This is a genomic window from Paenibacillus sinopodophylli (assembly GCF_005930355.1).
Lineage (GTDB): Bacteria > Bacillota > Bacilli > Paenibacillales > Paenibacillaceae > Pristimantibacillus > Pristimantibacillus sinopodophylli.
Genome location: NZ_VDBO01000005.1, coordinates 63,416 through 81,632, shown reverse-complemented (window position 1 = coordinate 81,632; position 18,217 = coordinate 63,416). Strand labels below are relative to the sequence as shown.

General features: G+C 45.2%; 18 protein-coding genes. 9 read left to right on the top strand and 9 right to left on the bottom strand.

What is annotated here, in order from left to right:
- Nucleotides 1-8 precede the first annotated feature (8 nt).
- Complete coding sequence (locus tag FGT79_RS19430; RefSeq protein ID WP_138754495.1) at nt 9-443, bottom strand: Lrp/AsnC family transcriptional regulator; 435 nt, start codon at nt 441-443, stop codon at nt 9-11.
- A gap of 159 nt (nt 444-602) precedes the next feature.
- On the opposite strand from FGT79_RS19430, the gene FGT79_RS19425 reads away from it, so the two are divergent.
- Together FGT79_RS19425 and FGT79_RS19420 are read left to right on the top strand one after the other, a co-directional pair.
- Nucleotides 603-1,079, top strand: coding sequence for a VOC family protein (locus tag FGT79_RS19425; RefSeq protein WP_138754494.1), 477 nt, complete (start codon nt 603-605; stop codon nt 1,077-1,079).
- Between the two features lie 250 nt (nt 1,080-1,329).
- Complete coding sequence (locus FGT79_RS19420) at nt 1,330-1,632, top strand: hypothetical protein (RefSeq protein ID WP_138754493.1); 303 nt, start codon at nt 1,330-1,332, stop codon at nt 1,630-1,632.
- Between the two features lie 171 nt (nt 1,633-1,803).
- Here the strand turns inward: FGT79_RS19420 and FGT79_RS19415 are convergent, their stop codons facing one another.
- Nucleotides 1,804-2,559: a YheC/YheD family protein gene (locus FGT79_RS19415; RefSeq protein WP_138754492.1), complete on the bottom strand. Its 756-nt coding sequence runs from the start codon at nt 2,557-2,559 to the stop codon at nt 1,804-1,806.
- Nucleotides 2,560-2,776: 217 nt separating this feature from the next.
- Here FGT79_RS19415 and FGT79_RS19410 point away from each other — a divergent pair, with 217 nt between their 5' ends.
- From FGT79_RS19410 to FGT79_RS19400, 3 genes are all read left to right on the top strand, one after another.
- The gene (locus FGT79_RS19410; protein ID WP_138754491.1) at nt 2,777-3,631 is read left to right on the top strand and encodes a helix-turn-helix domain-containing protein; all 855 of its coding nucleotides are present in this window, start codon (nt 2,777-2,779) and stop codon (nt 3,629-3,631) included.
- Nucleotides 3,632-3,744: 113 nt separating this feature from the next.
- Complete coding sequence (locus FGT79_RS19405) at nt 3,745-5,325, top strand: alpha/beta hydrolase (RefSeq protein WP_138754490.1); 1,581 nt, start codon at nt 3,745-3,747, stop codon at nt 5,323-5,325.
- Between the two features lie 138 nt (nt 5,326-5,463).
- On the top strand, nt 5,464-6,435 hold the full coding sequence (locus tag FGT79_RS19400) for an ABC transporter substrate-binding protein (protein ID WP_171056333.1): 972 nt from the start codon (nt 5,464-5,466) through the stop codon (nt 6,433-6,435).
- Nucleotides 6,436-6,517: 82 nt separating this feature from the next.
- On the opposite strand, the gene FGT79_RS32615 is transcribed toward FGT79_RS19400, so the two are convergent.
- Nucleotides 6,518-6,604 (bottom strand): IS3 family transposase, encoded by an 87-nt coding sequence (locus FGT79_RS32615; RefSeq protein ID WP_484217461.1) that lies wholly within the window; start codon nt 6,602-6,604, stop codon nt 6,518-6,520.
- A 177-nt stretch (nt 6,605-6,781) separates the two neighbouring features.
- On the opposite strand from FGT79_RS32615, the gene FGT79_RS19390 reads away from it, so the two are divergent.
- From FGT79_RS19390 to FGT79_RS19375, 4 genes are all read left to right on the top strand, one after another.
- Nucleotides 6,782-7,420, top strand: a complete 639-nt coding sequence (locus FGT79_RS19390) for a response regulator transcription factor (protein WP_138754488.1) — start codon at nt 6,782-6,784, stop codon at nt 7,418-7,420.
- Nucleotides 7,417-8,748, top strand: coding sequence for a sensor histidine kinase (locus FGT79_RS19385; protein ID WP_138754487.1), 1,332 nt, complete (start codon nt 7,417-7,419; stop codon nt 8,746-8,748). Before FGT79_RS19390 ends, FGT79_RS19385 begins: the two co-directional genes overlap by 4 nt.
- Nucleotides 8,749-8,950: 202 nt before the next feature.
- The gene (locus FGT79_RS19380) at nt 8,951-9,892 is read left to right on the top strand and encodes a hypothetical protein (RefSeq protein WP_138754486.1); all 942 of its coding nucleotides are present in this window, start codon (nt 8,951-8,953) and stop codon (nt 9,890-9,892) included.
- A 30-nt stretch (nt 9,893-9,922) separates the two neighbouring features.
- A complete protein-coding gene (locus tag FGT79_RS19375; RefSeq protein ID WP_138754485.1) occupies nt 9,923-11,464 on the top strand; it encodes an S-layer homology domain-containing protein in 1,542 nt (513 codons plus the stop codon).
- Nucleotides 11,465-11,629: 165 nt separating this feature from the next.
- Here the strand turns inward: FGT79_RS19375 and FGT79_RS19370 are convergent, their stop codons facing one another.
- From FGT79_RS19370 to FGT79_RS19345, 6 genes are all read right to left on the bottom strand, one after another.
- A complete protein-coding gene (locus FGT79_RS19370) occupies nt 11,630-12,106 on the bottom strand; it encodes an EVE domain-containing protein (protein WP_138754484.1) in 477 nt (158 codons plus the stop codon).
- Complete coding sequence (locus tag FGT79_RS19365) at nt 12,099-12,683, bottom strand: DinB family protein (protein WP_138754646.1); 585 nt, start codon at nt 12,681-12,683, stop codon at nt 12,099-12,101. The genes FGT79_RS19370 and FGT79_RS19365 overlap by 8 nt, the downstream gene beginning before the upstream one ends.
- Nucleotides 12,684-12,750: 67 nt before the next feature.
- On the bottom strand, nt 12,751-13,698 hold the full coding sequence (locus FGT79_RS19360; RefSeq protein ID WP_138754483.1) for a helix-turn-helix transcriptional regulator: 948 nt from the start codon (nt 13,696-13,698) through the stop codon (nt 12,751-12,753).
- A 313-nt stretch (nt 13,699-14,011) separates the two neighbouring features.
- A complete protein-coding gene (locus FGT79_RS32610) occupies nt 14,012-14,155 on the bottom strand; it encodes an RCC1-like domain-containing protein (RefSeq protein WP_425465030.1) in 144 nt (47 codons plus the stop codon).
- Between the two features lie 33 nt (nt 14,156-14,188).
- On the bottom strand, nt 14,189-14,926 hold the full coding sequence (locus FGT79_RS19355; RefSeq protein WP_138754482.1) for a hypothetical protein: 738 nt from the start codon (nt 14,924-14,926) through the stop codon (nt 14,189-14,191).
- A gap of 294 nt (nt 14,927-15,220) precedes the next feature.
- A complete protein-coding gene (locus FGT79_RS19345) occupies nt 15,221-18,151 on the bottom strand; it encodes a GLUG motif-containing protein (protein WP_138754481.1) in 2,931 nt (976 codons plus the stop codon).
- Nucleotides 18,152-18,217 lie beyond the last annotated feature (66 nt).

Genomic DNA, 18,217 nt, shown 5'->3' with positions numbered 1-18,217 from the left:
CTATCCATTCACAGCAAAACCCTGTTTTCCAACATATTTTTTAAACTAATATGAGACTTTGAAGGCCCGAACTTGATGAGGCGATCTTGAAATTCAGCAAGCTCCTCAATAGATGCAGTTTGTACCTTAATGAGATAATTATATTCTCCACTAATACGAAATAAATCAGTCACTTCCATAGCATTTTCACAAAATTCAGTGAGTGCTTGGCACTGTTCTGTTTTTATTAGAATAAAAGTGGTCGTGCCTCGATTCAGATCACGCAAATTGAAAGCTGTATAATACCCAGAAATAATATTTTTTTCTTCCAGTTTAATTATTCTTTCTTTAATGGATGGCTGCGACATCGAAACCTCTTTACTGATTTGAGATATGGGCATTCGTGCATTGTACTGAAGTAATGTCATGATTTTTTTATCAATGTCATCCATATGATGTTCCATATCAAGCCCCCCAAAAACTCTATTTACTATAATAAACCCATCCAATTGAAATACCTTATATTAAATAACCATTTTACTATAAAATACTTATCTTTTGCATGTATCTCAAGTTTTAAAGCAACTATAATAAACACAAAACATTTAAGGGAGTGACTATAGATGAGCGTAAAAGGACTTTCACATATAGCGATCCAAGCTAAAGACTATAAAGCAACCCTTTCATTTTATATTGAAGTTTTGGGATTCAAGTTAGGTCATCATTGGAGTCTGCCCTTATTTCAAATTAAAGAAGCATCTATGCTGATTTCACCTGACCTAAGAACCTGCATTGAGATCTTTGATAACGATGCAGTCATTCCAGCACAAGGGAAGAGAGCAACGTCTGAAGAAGAGATTGCTCACGGAGCGTTATTACATTTCGCCTTCTATGTAGATAACGTAGATGACATGTATCAAAAAGCCCTTGCTCATGGAGCAAAGGCTTTTATCGAACCGGATTACCTATCTCTTGGCGAACCGCCTCTTGTAGTGAAAAATGCTGTCATCCACAGTCCCAACGGAGAAGTTATCGAGTTTATTGAAGAGGTTGATTTTGATAGGTCTACCAAGATCCATTCCAATTATTCTAACGGCTGACTAACCAGCATGTGATATAGACCTTTATTCATCATTAGCTGCTCATGCGAACCTGACTCCGCAATATTAAGATGTAAAGTACATCGGCAATAGAGCCGGAAAAGATGTCGATTTTCCAACCCTTTTTTTGTACATAGGTCAAAATCACGCTACACGGGCAGCCCGATTTATCCGATAAAGTAAGAAGAGCGGCATGGGCCATCCACTCCGCTCATACTGCATCAATACCACCTAAAGGAGATGTCTACGAATGCAATACCAGTTTTGCCAACAGGTCACGATTGTGGATATGGACGAAGAAATTATCTCGGAAGTGTTGTTCGATCATGGGGAGTTCGAAACGGCTGCCTTGTCGATCGGGTCCTCCGTTCTGATTCAACAAGTAGGATTGAAGGAATTCAATGTCGTTTACGATAAAAGGGATGGCAAAATCGCTCGTTATAAAATCGCGGATATCGAAATCGATCTCGTCGCGCGACCGACGCTCACGCGGGTTTACTTAGAGCCGGTTAAGCTTATCGTCGGCCAGCATGATATCGGAGCGATCATTTAAACGGATTAGCCAATTTAGGCAGATGCAGCCCGCCTTCCGGCAACCTGTAGCAGCTCTTCAACCCGCGTCCGGTACGGCCTCCCGGCTCTTGTTGTTAGAGCAAGTCCAACCAACATGCTTCCATGAGAATGACCGCGTGCCGTCTAGGCAACACGCGGTCATTCTTTACATCTACCTTTTTCTTCCGTATTGCTTGGCATAGGACATGATGCTGCGATACATGCTTTTGTCTTTCATTTGCTTCAATGGGTAGAACTGAGGTCTTGTATTCACTTCAAGAATAAAAGCGTTACCCTTTCTATCTAAGGCAACGTCGAGACCCAGCTCTCGAAATCCGCTGCTATGCTTGTCAAATAATTGGCCGACAGATTTGCCAAGCTCCTTTAACTCTTTCTCTTTCCGATCGATCGTGTTCTTGCTGAAGCCTGCTTTAGACAACGTTTTCCGAAAGTATCCCAGATCACCGCCTTGATGGTAGTTTGTCGCGACTTTCCCGGGCATTCCTACTTTCGTGAAAATCGCAGTGCTCTTCCATACGCCGCCGTTCGTTTTTTGAACCATGACGCGGATATCGAAGGGTCTGCCATTTACAGTGGCTAGTTGAATGCCCTTTTGCAGCAAATAGGATTGCCCCGATGTACGTTTCCTCAATTGGTTATGGAGAGCATTTACTGTCGCATAACGCTTTTTCTTTGCGTTAAGTTGAATTTGATAGCCTTTCTCCAGCTTTTTTATACGATTAATATTAAAGCCGCCTGTGCCGCCGGTAGGTTTGAAATAGACGGTTGAATATCGAGATAGCATACTGCTGAGGTTGCCTCGGTTAAATAGTAACGTGTGAGGAACATATTTTCGTATACTTGCCCTTTTAAGCAGCCATTTCGTTTTTACCCATTTGCTCTTCACCGTTGTACTTGGATATCCCATAATGTCCACCTCCCCCTTTCTCTAGCATATGAGATCTATTAACGTTTGCTAGTGCGCTTGTCTAGTACCTCGGCCTAGTTGGAAACGGAGAACCATGTATACTTCGTCTGTACATCGTATTGCTAGCAAAATGGTGCTTATCATCTAGGAGCAGATGCACTAGCCACAGAAACTTTGCTACAATAAACGAAATTGATGGGAAAGAAGAGGATGACACGTGAAGATCGACTTTAATGCGATCGCCAAAGAATTCGCTGAAGGTGCACTGGTCATTAAACGCGTGTATCTCGGCGTACTGAAATCGAATGTCTATTATCCGGAGAATGATGCTGATGAGCCGATCGCAGTGTCCGGCTTGCTGTTCGCCATTAAAGGAAAAGCGACGTTTGAATTCGATGATATGGTCTACGTCGTCGAGGGAGGCAAGGCTGTCAACGGGGCGGCTGGCATGCGCTTGCGGCATTGCGTGGAAGAAGACCTAGAATACGCGCTTGTCCATTATGAACTTTTGGCACCAAATTCGGCGACACTGAGCGAAAGTGACACCCCCTGTCATATGACGAGTTATCTGATGGAATATGGAGACAATCCTGTCATGGCGGAGAAGCTTTACTTGCTTAACCAAGCATGGAACACGCCGAGCGATATAGCTTTAATCCGCTGCAAGGAGCTATTCTTCGGCATCCTTCACGAGATGCTGTCCACCGCACAAGCCGGACGCGTGCAAGAAAATCGCAGCGAAATTGATGGGATGATCGCTTTTATACATAGGTTCTATATGGAGAATCACTCCGTCGAATCGCTTGCAGCACGCTGCGGCATGAAAGCCAAACGTTTCTCCTATCTGTTCAATAAATATACGGGGCGGTTCCCTATTGACTATCTCATACGCCACCGTCTGGATCGAGCCAAGCAATTGCTCGCCTCCAGCGATTATGCTATCGTCCGAGTCGCAGAAAGCGTCGGTTATTCGGATACGCATTATTTCGGCAGATTGTTTAAGAAATACGAAGGCTGTTCTCCAGGCGAGTATCGCAGCCGTTTGGGCAATCGTCCACATCTGTTTCGATAATCGTCTATTTTGGGATACGCTACGTTTATTTATAATGGGTGTCAGCATGTAAAGATCACGAAATCGCCGAGGTTGATCCGGTGATTGGGACGAAGAGAGCAGGTCTTGGCTATATGACAAAAAAGGAATGTATAACGATTGGAGAGCGGAGAATAAACCTCTATTTGCCTCCATCCTACTTCACCTCAAACAAGAGATACCCTATCGTCTATGTGCAAGACGGGGGTGAACTATTCAAGCAGTGTGCCAATCATCTGAACCGTTTGTTTCTAGAAGGGTGGCTGCCGGAACTGATATTGGCAGGCGTCGAGACACCCGACAGGGAAGCGGAATATCGTCCGTGGTCCCCCGCAGAGGCTCCCTCCGGGTCACTTGTATTCTGCGGGAAAGGTCGAGCTTATGTCGATGAGCTAGCGGATCGCATTAAGCCTTATCTGGATAATCATTACCGTACGGATCCGAATGTCGAGCGCACGTCCATCATCGGCAGTTCAATGGGAGGTTTAATCACCTTATTTACGGCGTACTCCAGGCCTGATGCATTCGGTAATATCGGATTATTATCGCCTTCGTTGGGACATGTTGGGTTAATGGCATTCCTACGCGAACAGCCGGCACTTTCCGATCATCTTCGGATCTTTCTCTCCGTAGGAGCACAGGAAGGAATGGATGATCGCACTGTTCCGCGTAATGTGGTTCATGCGCTCGAGCTTTGCAAGCTTTGGCAAGCGCAGGGAATTCCCGATAGCCGGCTAGCTTTCCAATTGGACGAAGAAGGAACGGATGATACGCTATTCATCGTCAGGCAATTCCCACAAGTGCTCCTTGCGTTCTACGGACAAGAAGCGGAAAGGCCTCCCATACCATCCCGGGCTAAGGCGGAGAACAGCGTTACCACTACTTCGACCTATGAGATTCCTCGAACAGAAACGTTCATACTGCGGGCAGAACGCACGGGGCTCAGCTATCGTATTCTCGTCTCGGAACCGATGAGATCGCCTCCAGCCGAAGGCTACCCCGTATTATACGCACTGGACGGCAACGCTCATTTCGGCTCTATGACTGAAGCGTTGCGAATGCAGTCTTGGCATCCCCACGGACTCACGCCAGGGTTAATTGTAGCAATCGGCTACGATTCGGATGAGCCGTTCGTCTACGGGCGCAGGTTATACGATTTCACCGTCGAGACTCCGGAATCAGATGTGCGTTCCGATGGTATGGTTTGGCCCCCAACAGGCGGCGCGGATTTCTTCCTGACATTCCTTGAGGAGGAGCTTTTGCCATTCATTCAAAGTCGTTATCCGGTTGATGTAACCAGGCAGTCATTATTCGGCCATTCGCTGGGAGGTCTGTTCTCCTTGTATGCGCTGTTCAATCGCCCCTCGCCCTTCCGTACGTTTATCGCAGGAAGTCCTTCGATTTATTGGAACGATTACGATTTGCTGCGCAGGCTTCCAGCATTCGAGGAGAGGCTCGTACGAAGAGAAATCCAAGCTGAGCTTATTATCGCAATCGGATCTGAAGAGGATCCGTCCATGATCGAGAATGCGACGCTGCTCTATCAGAGATTACAGCCGTATGAGAATCGAGGATTGAATCTGTCGTATATGCTGATCGAAGGGGAAGAGCATTTGTCGGTCATCCACCCTATGATCAGCAAAATATTTAAGCTCATCTTCCATAATGCTCGTTAAGTAACCCCCTTCTGTTTGGTAATTATCCACCTCTGGTTCGGTAATTGTCCATTTGCAGAAAACAAACTCTTTGGCATAATGTAAATAATAATGAAAATCATTATCAAAACATGTGCTAAAGGGGAAGAGAAACCTACTATGAAGAAGTACGCTAGAAAATACACGCTTATAATGATGATATTCACTGTATTGTTGCTTAGTGCTTGCGGCAATTCCAACAGTACGAATATCGCGCCTTCGGCTTCGCCTGCCGCATCCGAATCGCCTTCCGCTACATCGGTCGCGCTTAGCGTCACCGACGATTATGACCATCCGCTCGAGATTGAATCCCCTGAGCGGATTCTCGCTCCTTATATGGAAGATGCGCTAGTCACGCTGGGCGTAACGCCTGTAGCCAAATATGCGGCAGCCGGCACGGTACAGGAGCATCTCGAGCCATGGCTGGCTGATCTGCCTACGATCGAGCTGATGGGCGGCCTCTCCCCCGAAGCTGCACTGAGCTTCGAGCCCGATCTTATCATGATCAGCTCACACTTCCTTCCAATCGAGAGCTATGAGACGATTGCCAAGATTGCTCCGACTTACTTGTTCAATGGAGAGACATCTGATTGGAGAGCGCAATTACGCAAGGTTGCCGAACTACTGGGCAAAGAAGATGTCGCAGATCAGAAACTGACCGAATACGAAGCTAAAATTTCCGACACGAAGGAGCAATTGTCGAAATCAGCTGAGGGCAAGTCGATTGCGATCGTATGGCCAGCGGAAAAGGAACTCTATCTTGTGGGGAGCGACTTCTTGTCTGGTAAGCTGCTATACGGCGAACTTGGATTGCAAGCACATGAACTGTCTAAGGTGACGCCTGACAACTTCGGATCGATATCGTTCGAGAAGATACCTGAACTTGATGCAGACGAGCTGTTCATCATTACGCCAGAAGGACAAACCAAAGAACAGGTGCGCGTGCTGCTCGGCAGCCTGCCACTATGGGCAACACTGCCTGCCGTTAAAAACAATCGCGTTCATCATGTATCCTCCGGCCACTGGATCAATTCAGCCTATATGGCGAATCTAGCCGTGGTGGAGGATGTAACCAAAGCTTTGCTGCCATAAGCGGCTAAAGGATTTGAATGGATGAAATATAAAGATCGAGTGTAACGGGTCAAGCCCTATTTTTGTATATATTGAAAAGGCTCTAAGCTGAAAGCTGGCGTCGGTACTCTACCGGTGTCAGCTTCTTTAATGTTCTTCGAATCCGTTCATGGTTAAAAAAATGTATAATTTCCTCTATTCAGGGATTCCCTCCCTACATATAAGCCCCCTTACCTTATTCTGAATATGAATACTATTAATACAGTTGAAATTGTCGGCAATATCCCCTGTCAAATGATTTACTATCCTTCTATTTACATAGTAAAATAGTAGGGCTCCGCTATTCTTTCTCTCGAAGGGGAAATCCATGAAGATCCGAATTCTGATTGTCGAAGATGATGCGATATGGAGAAGTATGCTGACCAGGTTTCTGAACAGTGAATCCGATCTACAGGTCGTTCATTCCACTGATACCAAGGAAAGTGCCCTTGCCTTTTGTACAAGCAACGAGGTTGATATTGTTCTAATGGACATCAACCTGACCCATAACCATCTGGACGGACTCCAGGCTACACTTGAACTTAATCTGATCGGACATGAAGCCAAGGTTATTATGCTTACTTCACTTGATGATGAACGCATTATTCTGGATGCTTTTACTGCAGGCGCAGTTCAATATATAAGTAAAACTGATTTCCGAAAAATCCCCGAAACCATCCGGGAAGCATCGCGCTCCCGTTCACCGCAATCTATTCTGATCAAGGAATTTTTACGGATTAAGGAAAGCGAACAGTATAACCGCCTAACTGTTGCAGAAAGAGAAATCATATCGCTCAGCGAAGCGGGCAACGGCCGTCAGTCGATGATGGTCTCACTCAGCAAGTCGGAAGGAACGCTGAAGAATCAAATTACGAGCATTCTCCGCAAGTTCAACTCCAAATCACTGAAAGATGTCGTTCGGATCATTAAGAGCAGAGGGTTGACCGAACGGGAGCTTGAACGATGATTATTGCTCTGGTCATTACGTTATTAATAGCTTCGGTGGTGTTGTGGTTGAATCCGCGGGACGCCTCTTTCCGCTGGTTAAGTATTGCCTTATTTGCAGCCAGCAGCAGTGTTATGATCTATCTGGTAGGCACTGCTTATCCAGAAGTAAGGTACGATGTGTGGATTAACTCACTCTATGCCGCGTCCGATGCTGCTATTGCCTATACCTTTGGAATGTTTGGTGTCGTATATTCAGGTCTGCTGCACAAGCGGCAGCAGCGGATGTACGGCATTCTTCTTTTTATAGCAGCTGTGATTGTGCTTGTCATGACACCTCTTTCCCCTAGCCGTCTTATCAATTATGCCGGTAGGAATGAGCTGCCTATGCTCGTGCTTATCTGTTCTTCACTAGGGTTTAGTGCAATTCAGCTTGTTGTTTCCAATACCTATGAGAAACATCCGTTCAAACGCAGCGAGCGGCTGCTTACCAATTTGCTTGCTCTGCCAGCACTTCTGTACCTTATCGCAAGCTATGTCTTTTATATGCAGGGGATCGATCTGTTTCAATATAACCATTGGTTTGGTACAGGCTTCCTGATGCTGTTTATTCTAATTGGCTTGACGAGAGGCATACTCGGAGTAAGATTCAAGGTTGAGATGATGAAGGTCGACGCATCACTGCATGTCTTAAAGGGCGGCTCCAATCTGCTAAACCACACAATCAAGAATGAGATTGGCAAAATAGATATTCTGCTCCATCAGATTGAGCGGGAACTTCAAGGTGAAGCTCAACTGTCAGACAGCAGCCGAGAAACTGCCGGAATGATTACAGCCGCCACCGAATCCGTACAGCATGTTCAGACGATGATGGGCAAGTTCAACGAGTTTATACAGGCCATTAAAGTGAACATGCAGAAGGATAATCCTCTGCACGTCATAGAATCCTCCCTAAAGGGCTTCGAGAGTGTGTGTCCGCCGGAGCTTGTCCTCCTGCGTACGCTGGAGCCCGTTCAGGAGGTGTACTTCGATTCAGTTCATCTCAAAGAAGTGATGACGAATTTACTTAATAATGCAGCGGAGGCGATGAGTCAGCAGGGCCAGATTACCGTTCAACTGGCGGAGACAACCCGGGAAGTGATCATTTCCATCCACGATATGGGAAAAGGAATAGCTAAGGCAGAGCTGCCGTATATATTTGATCCCTTCTATTCCACGAAAAAGATGACTACCCATTATGGGCTTGGGCTTTACTATTGCAAGAATGTGATGATGAAGCATGACGGCTCTATTCGTGTAGAGAGCGAGCCCGGTCTTGGAACCAGCTTTTACCTTTATCTCCGCAAATAAAACAGCATTTCTTTTCGTCTCTTCTATTACCTAAGGGCCTATTAAAAATAGGCGTTACGGACCAATTTTGACGGGTGATACAATAAATGCAATCGAAAAAAAGGGGATTCCGTCGAATACTGTCTATTCCCTGCGATTCCGATTCATTTTACCTACTAGAAGGGACGAGACGAACATGCAAGAAATGAAGAGAACACGTAAAATGCTATACGCAAGCGTTGCATTATCGGCTTGTTTAGCAGTGAGCGCAGCTCCGTCCGCCTATGCCGGCGGCGCCAGCAGTCTACTGGACAATCAGATTGGTAATGAGCTACAGGCGGAGTTTCAAGTAACAGCAGACGTGGATGCAGAGGATACTGTTGTTCTATCATGGGATTCGGCGGCACTGCAGTTGGATAAACAAACCTTTAATATGAGCAAGGATGTAGAGAAGGAAGTCACTTATTATGTAAGTCCTGGAGTAGAAAATGACGACGACCTGACGGTCAGCGTACTGCTTAAAATCCCGACAAGCTATGCTTCTGCAGTAGATTCACTAAGTGTGGATGGAAATGATGTAAATTCATTTGTAGATGGCAGCAATACCTATTACTTAATCAAGCAGGGGCTTGAAGTCGATTCTGATTCATCAGCACTAACTGATGCCTTCGATATAACGTTTAAAGCTGTCTCGCTGCCTAATACTCCGTTTACAGCAAGCCTGCTGGCTGTTGATGAGACTCCAGGGCCTGAGAAGTCCAGCGTAAGCGGATCCCTGCAAAAGGATGACCCTGCTCAGCATAGAGATATGATTTTGTATTTGAGTTCGAACACGCTGACTACAGCAACAACAGGTACACTGGTTGTTAATCTAGGTGAAATGACACCAAACTTCAGTGATGGCGAAATTGACGGATTCCTGGCTACAGATAAGAAACGCATCGCTCTGCTTGAAGAGTATTACGACGCAGCAACCCATACCTTTACCATTCCAGTTGATATGGAAGCAGGAGATCGCTTGAGCGTGCTTCGTTTGAACTATCCTACGTATTCGATGGTGCCTAATTCTCAAATCACGTTCAAGTATGATCAAGATGGGGATGGAACCGCTTATTCGTTCAGTGATGAAGCGAACGTGCGCTACACGGTCGTTGCACCGAGCTAATGGAATGATACAAGATTGGAATGGTGAGCAATGAAAAGAACAAAGACTACACTTTATACCGTCTCCATACTTGTTATCCTGCTGATTGTCTGGGCCTCTACGGTATTGGCATCTGACGATAACCGTCCTATCAATTTGAACGCTGTCATTTCAAACGAGCTGGACATGTCCTTTACAGTTTCTCAGTCTACGCCGACACCGATAGCTACACCTAGACCCCAAAGTACAGCTGGCTCTAGTGACGGGAGCGAACAGTTGACGATTATCGTAGATAACGGCGATGGTACGACCATCGCCGCTGCGACCATCCGGCGGACGAAGGATGCTTCCGGCCGCATAACCGATCAAGTTACTTTTGGTGATCAGCAGGCAGCGGAAAGTGTTGCAGGAGCGAAGGCTGCAGGGCGGACAACAGCAAGAATTGTTATCCCTGACAGTGAAGATAAAGTCTCAGAACTGTTGCTTCAAATTCCGAGGACCGCCTTGGACTTATTGTCTAAGGGCGGCATGGATCTTGAAATTTTCTCTGACAATGCTTCAATTACGATTCCTAATGCATCCCTGACCAATGTGACAGAGGATCTATTCTTCCGGCTCGTTCCGATCAAAGATTCCTCTCAGCGTGCTGAGGTGGAGGAACGTGCAAGAGCCGAACGGGTTGTCAGAGAGGCTGTTTCTGACGAGAACATTCAGGTTGTAGCTCGCCCGATGACCATTGAAACGAATCTGACTAGCCGTGCAGTCAAGCTTGTGCTTCCGTTGCTCGGCGTCGAGCTGCCTGCCGATGAGAAGGCACGGGATGCCTACCTAGCAGAACTGGCAATTTTCATTGAGCACAGCGATGGTGACCGCGAACTGGTCAAGCCGGAAGCAGTCGAGTTCAAGAAGGGATTACCAGGCCTAGCATTTGGCATTAACAAGTTCAGTACATTTACGATTCTTAAGCTGGAAGGACCACTCGTTGTTTCCCAGCATGATGCCTATATGCTAGGTTATCCCGACGGTACATTCAGGCCTGATCAAGGAATGACCCGCGATGAATTAGCGGCTGTTCTATACCGCCTGAAGGCACAAGGGGAAACGCAGACAGGAACTTCGGAGGCGGCATTGTCCGATCTGACACACCAGTACTGGTCGGATGAAGCCGTGAAGTACGCAGCTTCAACAGGTCTGATGAAGGGTTACCCAGGCGGTACCTTCAAACCAAAAGCTTATGTCACCAGAGCAGAATTCTCGGCGATTGTCAGCCGTTGGCAGGGTCTGTCTGGCGGGACAGAATCCTTCTTCTCAGACACTGCCAATCATTGGGCACAGTCGGCGATTGGAGCTCTCCTGCAAGAGAAGCTCGTGTCCGGTTATCCTGACGGTACCTTCCGTCCCGATCGACCACTGACACGCGCAGAAGCCGTTACAACCATTAACGTTATCCTGCATCGAAGCGGGGAGAGCTGGATCCAGCCATCCTGGAGCGATGTTCCCGCTACGCACTGGGCGTTTCATGCGATTGAAGAAGCATCCGAAACCCATGATTACACAAGCAGGCTTGAAGCAGCCTCTGCGGATCAGCGATAATAGCCATACAACTCCAACAATCCCGTTTCTCTTGAAGAGATTCGGGATTGTTCGGTTTACAGGCCTATTCACGCCGTCGAACTTGCCGATACTTGTGACCCGGTTCTCGGTGTTTTCTGCAAAAGTAAGTTTTAAGACCATCCTTTGAAGGATAGTCTTTCGATCTTATACTGACTTCAATAAACGTTCTACTCCAAAATCTACTTGCAGCGCTTCCGCGATGATCAGGAAGTCTTCACAATTGATCTCGAAGTGGCCCATACGAAACGGATAGCCCCAATTCCGCTTTCCGCTGGTGAAGGAAAGCCGATCAAGTAAATCCTTTATCCTCGCTTCTCGGCAGGGAACGTACGCAATATTTCGGCGGAAAGGGACGAACGTCGCGGACATCGCATATTCGTACACACAATCATCCATCACTCTACCGATAGCAGTAAACGCTTGTAGCGGCTCCCCTCCTCCCATCTCTGTACGAGGAGAATAATATACAAGCCAATCCCCCTTCCGCATCTTTCGCAGCGATGTAGATTTACCATGACATAACTGAGCAAATCCGCCACTAACCCCCCGCTGGACATGCGATGCCGAAACGACACCTATCCAATAGGAAGGGGTTCCACTATCTAGCCCTACCTCAGACATGTGCCTCCCTCCAAGCATCATCCAAACGCTTCTTCTGGAGCAAATGATGGCGATAGTGCATCTCGATCAAACAGAACCATTCGAATGCATGCAACCCACCAAGTCGCGGGTGGACAACCCTCTGTTGCACGATCTCGTTTCCCGTTTCTGATCGTGCTTGGGTCGTCTGATTGAACGCTGACGCCACCGCTGGTTCGATCTCGACCATCCGACGAACCGTATCCTTTAACCCGTTCACCAGTTGCTCCTTGCTTTCCGGTTGCGGCGGCGTGTATTGAGGTGACGGCGGAACCTTGATGCGATCAGGCGGGAAACTTCCCGTCGTGAACAGCTCCTCCCCCTGCTTCGTCTTTCCTATCGAAGAGAAGATCGGGCCACCATCTGGCGCGAGGCAAAGTGCGACGTTTCTCAATTGCATGAACTGTGCGGAAAGGATCAAATGCATATACATCTGACCGAGTGACCATTCATCTGTTGCAGGCTTCCACAGCAGTTGCTCAAGATCAAAGCGATCTAATTCCCGTATATAGCCGCTCACCGTATTCTCAAACTTGCGCAACGTTTCCTTCGTATCCATGGCTGAATCCAACTCCTTTTTGCTTTGGCTGACTCCAGCATACAAAAACGCTACTGACATCTGTCTGTCAGTAGCGTTCACGCATGTCTTCGATTTCCTCACGCAATCGTTGCCGCAGTGATTCCGGCTCCAGCACACGTACCTTTGCGCCCCACCCAAGCGTCCATTGAAGCAGCTCCTCAACCCGCCGGACACTGAAAGTCGCCAGCCAGCCGTCTTCCCTCGGTTCGAAAGACTCCATATAATAATTGTCCGATTCCTGAACATGGTCCCAGACAGATGGATCAAACAGCATCTGCACGGTAACGTTGCGATCGTCTGGGGGCCTGAGGTCTTGAAGGTTAAAACCGGGAAGGATAGTGAACGATTCCTCCAGTACATCAAGCTCATTCATGCGAGATAGCCGGAAATGTCGAATGTCACGTCTCAATCCACAGAAAGCAATAAGTACCCACGCCCCCTTGGAAAAGACAAGCCCATAAGGATCAGCCGTGCGCTCGCTGTGACGATTCCCGTCCTGTCCCGGCAGGATTTTGGAATATCGGAAATAAATCTTGCGCTTCTGTAGAATCGCCCGGCGCAACTGCTCAAACATTTCCTTTTCCTGGATGCGCGTTCTCCCCGTACTTTCATTCAGCAATCGAATAGCAGACCGTACCCGCGCTGTCTCCTCACGTACATTCTCAGTCAAAATCGCTTCGATCTTCTCCTGTGAGCTGCGAGCCCTCGCGCCGTACTCAGTATCCAGCCTCATTCTGACGAAATCTGCCCCAACAAGCAGCGCCACCGCTTCCTCGGCCGTGAAGCTGATCGGAGGGAGAAAGTAGCCCTCCATCAGAGAGTACCCTACACCCGGCGCACCCGCTACCGGAACGCCCGCCTCGCTAAGCGCTTGCATATCACGGTAAATCGTACGAATACTCGTCTCATACTTTGCAGCCAAATCCTCGGCACGCAGCCCCCCTTTACGCTGCAACTCAATAACAATGGCCAACATTCGATCGGTTTTATTCATTTCATCCTCTTCCTTCCCATCCTGAATCCCCCGCAATACATAATGAGGATTATACCGGAATCTAGGTTCCATCATATTGTAACGATGTCGATGCTAATTCACGTGTTGTATATCATCCAATATCCTCGCCACCTTATTCTTCAATAATTTATACCAGATTGTTCCACAGCAGCCTGACCATTAGCAATGAACTCCACACTTGGTTTCGTCTCATCGAGCGCTAACGTAACCATGTACGTTTTGCTAGATTTAAGATACGATTCGACGCGAACAGGGATAGCGAAGCTAGTCGGTGCTCCCTGTATGTTGATCGTTACAGCGATTCAGTTTCCTTTAATAGATAGAGAAAGGGAAAATAAAACGATCGTTCTACCATTATTGTTACTTCCCATACAATGACGGTGCCATGCGCTTTTAGCGCAAGCGAATGAAATTGGCCTGCGGCAATTAACACCATATCGGACAGTCCTAAATGAAGGAAATTAACCCACTAGCTTCTCTTAGCTTTCAATTGCAACGTCCATTCCCCTTTTTTATACACAAGCCAATATTCTGAATTAGACTTTGCCTTGTGTCTTTCCATGTTGTTATAAACATCATCAAAGTCCATCATTTTTCCAATGATATTAAACTGGATTTCTATGCTGTTTCGAGATTTAATCATTCTATACAAATCAACCAGTATTCCATCTTTAGCGAATAATGCTAATTGTTCTACAATATCTTGACCTAGTGGCTGCACATTCTGTTGATAAGGCTTCAATTTATTTGAAACCAGCCGCCCCAATACATCCATATATTGATTTTTATCCTTGTAGAAAATTTTGTTAAACCAACCGTCATCATGTGCCAAATATACAAACTTATTATTGAGCTTTTCAAAAAAGGGGCTTCTTAGTGGTTGCTTATAATGACCCAAATACAACAACTCCGCTTTTTCATGAGGTGCGAGATCATCAAGGGAAATCATTTCATCAAAATCCACCCAACAAAAATCGCCATAAGCATACACATTTTCTTTATATAGATCATTTAGATTTTCTTTTCTTACGAACTCTAACCTTAATCCATGATGAAAGTCCTCACCTGTATATCCCGATGCAAGGAGCAAGATATTGTTTGGTTCCACTGTAAGACAATGAATAAAATCAATAAACTCAATCCCCATTGATGTTACTGACTGTTCATTTTCGTTATAGATCATATAAATAACATCTTTTGTTTTCATCTGAAAACCTCCGATATGTTAAGCATTATTACAACTATACCTTATTGGTTATGTAACGTGGACTGTAGAATGGGACTTCCTGCAATTCTCCAGTACTTCTTCCTCGTATTTCACCATTCATAAGCTTTAGCTTCTTCTCCATTTAAGTTGCGTACGCTCGTTCCCCCTATTAGAAATAGGAGATCAAGCGTATCACTCTATAAACGAAATAAGGGCACCCATTTAGGCGCCCTTATTTCAACTTCAAATTAAATATGCATAGTCTCCAAAATCCAATCTCAAAGCTAATAATAGCTATAAGATTTTTTGAAGTCGTAGCATAACAACTGTTGCTTCCGCTCTAGTTGTTACACCAAAAGGTACAAAGTTATTATTCACGCGGCCTGTTACAATGCCATGCTCCAGCGCAGATTGTGCATATCCTTTAGCCCATTCGGGAATGTCTGCATCATCCGAAAAAGCTGATAATTTAACATTACCTTCTGGCCTGTTCATAACTCGTGCGATTATAGCCACCATTTCTGCCCGATTTATAGTATCAAGTGGACGAAGCGTTCCATCAACATATCCTTCTATTATTCCTTGCTTAAGTGCTGTGTATATGGCTGGGCGAGCCCATTCTGGAATACGGTCTTGATCAAGGAAAGAAGTAGGGGTTGATTCCTCAAACTGCTCGACTTGCAGCATACGAAGCAACATGACGACAAACTCCGCACGAGTAATCGCAGTATTTGCCAAAAAATGAAGAGCACTCGTTCCTTTTACAATCCCTAAGCTTGCTGCTGTGCAAATGTCTGCTTTTGCCCAGTGATGTTCAATGTCTTCAAATAAGCATTTGTTATCTACTGCTGTTTCTTCATTACGTACAATTGTCAGCGTATAACGTTTATTGGCACCATTTTCCGCTTTTATGATGATTTCAATGACGTTAGAACCTAATACTAGTGGCAGTTCACTGCTCTCGCTACCATTCTTAGCAGCATAAGCAACACCATTCACTTGCAACTCTACCGTTGCTTTATCATTCGCTAGAGTTGGAGTGATCCTTACTTGATGAACGCTATGATCTACCTTTAGTGTATAGCTCAATATATTTGAACTGAATTCAGCATCTAGCTTTTCGCCTATATCTAAGCTTAATTGCTTCATATCAGCATTGGAGCTAAGAGAAGGAATTCCTACGTTTTGAGATTCTCCACGCGTTACAGTCACGGTATACGTCCTAGTTGTAGTTCCATCTGCCGCTGTGACTACGACATGAATTGTATTTACACCCACATTCAAGTTAAGCTCATCGCTTTCTTCACCGCTACGTACTGTCTGTGCCGCTTCATCGTTAATTGCTACTTTCGCTGTTGAAGCGGAAGAAACAAAGTCTGGTATCACTTTGATACGACTAACAGGATTTGCAACATGAGCTGTATAGCTCGTTACATTTTCTGAGAAGATTGGGCTTACACTTGCTCCTTCCGATAAACGCAACCCGCTGAGTTTCGCACTGTTTTCTATCCAAATGGCATATAATAGAATACTTGTATGAGATGAGATCGTGTCACCCTCACTGTATGAGATTCCGGTACCATCTCTTTCTGTATTCCAATTATTAAAAATGAAACCCGGCATTCCCCAATTCAAGTCATTTCCAATTACAACTACTTGGGAATTTAAAGTATAGGCATTATTAATTGTCTGTTCACCATCTGGATCTGTATCATTACTTACATAAGTGATAAAAGATTGATACGCTTTAAAATAAGGATAGCCATTATTATGAACATCTATCTGCCATATATGATCGAAATCCCAATCCACATAGGAGTCAATTTTTTTCATTGCTTGTGAAGCTAATCCAGTACCAAGATGATCCGACTGTCCAGAAGTTTCGGTATCATAATAACTGCCTACAATACTCCCGTCTATATTAGAGCCAACTAATCCACCTTCATTATAATCACCGGTTACATGTCCAATTGAATAGCTATATTTAACAGTTCCCTCTAGATTATCACCTACTAAACCACCTACAATATCTTCTCCAGTTATAGCTCCTGTTGCATAACTATTATGAACAAAACCCATATAGTTGTAGCCTACAACTCCACCTATCTCACTAATTCCACTTACACTTCCTGTCGCATAGCTATATTCGATTAATGAATCCGCTGTCGCAGGAGATTCATTCTCGCCTACCAACCCACCTACATATGCTTCTGCAATCACATCTCCTGTAGCATAGCTATTAGAGATAGTACCTCCCTCATTATCACCTACTAAGCCACCTACATCATCGCCTCCTGTTACATGACCAGTAGCATATGAATATTCAATGGTTGTCTCTTCGCTGTACCCAACCAATCCCCCTAAATCATCTTCTCCCGTTACGTCACCCGTAGCATATGAATGTTCAATATGAGATTTCATACTATTTCCAATCAATCCGCCCATATCATCATCCGTATTAGATACATCTGCATGAGAATGGCTTTCACTAACTAATGATTGATTAAGAGCACCTACTAGCCCACCTATATACTGATGCCCATATACATTTCCCGTTGAACTACTATTACGAATAGTACCGTCTATAACGTTACCGAATAGACCACCTATATATTCATAGCCTTCTACATATACGTCAGCATTAACATTAGTGAATATGGTATTTTCACTAGTACCGATTACCCCACCTACATTGTCTTCACGCCCATACACAGATCCTGTAACCGTAATATTTTCGAATGTTCCGTCACTAACATATCCTACTAGGGCACCTACTTCGTAGTCACCCTCTATATATGCATTTTCGAGCACTACATTTGTTATACTACCAGAGCCTTGCATATAACCAAATAATCCTAAATATACATTTGAAAAATCAGTGTTAACATACAAGTTTGAGATTGTATGATTATTACCATTTAAACTCCCTTCAAATGGATTAGAATAATCGCCTATTGGTTCCCATGAATGACCAATGCCATAATTGCTTAAATCAATATCATTAAGCAATTCAAAGTAACTATTCGGATAAAACCTAACCTCACTTAACTGATCAGCTGTAGCAATGAGATACGGATTCATGACAGAGCCATCTCCCCCAGCAAAGCCTCCTGCAGCTTGAACGTGAGACCCTTCTGGACTTACCCAACTTGGAATGCTGCCAAAAAACGTTACAAATATAATGAAACATACAATTGCTTTCCTAGCCCCATACCGTGCTTTCATTACTGCTTTCCTCCTCTGTTCATTTAATACAAATTTATACTACGGCAAATATAACATGCTCCTATG

What these genes read in the sequence shown, in the direction of transcription:
- FGT79_RS19405 (WP_138754490.1), top strand. Translation starts at nt 3,745, where the DNA reads ATGACAAAAAAGGAATGTATAACGATTGGAGAGCGGAGAATAAACCTC.
- FGT79_RS19355 (WP_138754482.1), bottom strand. Translation starts at nt 14,926, where the DNA reads ATGAAAACAAAAGATGTTATTTATATGATCTATAACGAAAATGAACAG.
- FGT79_RS19420 (WP_138754493.1), top strand. Translation starts at nt 1,330, where the DNA reads ATGCAATACCAGTTTTGCCAACAGGTCACGATTGTGGATATGGACGAA.
- FGT79_RS19345 (WP_138754481.1), bottom strand. Translation starts at nt 18,151, where the DNA reads ATGAAAGCACGGTATGGGGCTAGGAAAGCAATTGTATGTTTCATTATA.
- FGT79_RS19400 (WP_171056333.1), top strand. Translation starts at nt 5,464, where the DNA reads ATGAAGAAGTACGCTAGAAAATACACGCTTATAATGATGATATTCACT.
- FGT79_RS19385 (WP_138754487.1), top strand. Translation starts at nt 7,417, where the DNA reads ATGATTATTGCTCTGGTCATTACGTTATTAATAGCTTCGGTGGTGTTG.
- FGT79_RS19360 (WP_138754483.1), bottom strand. Translation starts at nt 13,698, where the DNA reads ATGAATAAAACCGATCGAATGTTGGCCATTGTTATTGAGTTGCAGCGT.
- FGT79_RS19380 (WP_138754486.1), top strand. Translation starts at nt 8,951, where the DNA reads ATGCTATACGCAAGCGTTGCATTATCGGCTTGTTTAGCAGTGAGCGCA.
- FGT79_RS19375 (WP_138754485.1), top strand. Translation starts at nt 9,923, where the DNA reads ATGAAAAGAACAAAGACTACACTTTATACCGTCTCCATACTTGTTATC.
- FGT79_RS19390 (WP_138754488.1), top strand. Translation starts at nt 6,782, where the DNA reads ATGAAGATCCGAATTCTGATTGTCGAAGATGATGCGATATGGAGAAGT.
- FGT79_RS19430 (WP_138754495.1), bottom strand. Translation starts at nt 443, where the DNA reads ATGGAACATCATATGGATGACATTGATAAAAAAATCATGACATTACTT.
- FGT79_RS19425 (WP_138754494.1), top strand. Translation starts at nt 603, where the DNA reads ATGAGCGTAAAAGGACTTTCACATATAGCGATCCAAGCTAAAGACTAT.
- FGT79_RS19370 (WP_138754484.1), bottom strand. Translation starts at nt 12,106, where the DNA reads ATGTCTGAGGTAGGGCTAGATAGTGGAACCCCTTCCTATTGGATAGGT.
- FGT79_RS32610 (WP_425465030.1), bottom strand. Translation starts at nt 14,155, where the DNA reads ATGGTGTTAATTGCCGCAGGCCAATTTCATTCGCTTGCGCTAAAAGCG.
- FGT79_RS19415 (WP_138754492.1), bottom strand. Translation starts at nt 2,559, where the DNA reads ATGGGATATCCAAGTACAACGGTGAAGAGCAAATGGGTAAAAACGAAA.
- FGT79_RS19365 (WP_138754646.1), bottom strand. Translation starts at nt 12,683, where the DNA reads ATGGATACGAAGGAAACGTTGCGCAAGTTTGAGAATACGGTGAGCGGC.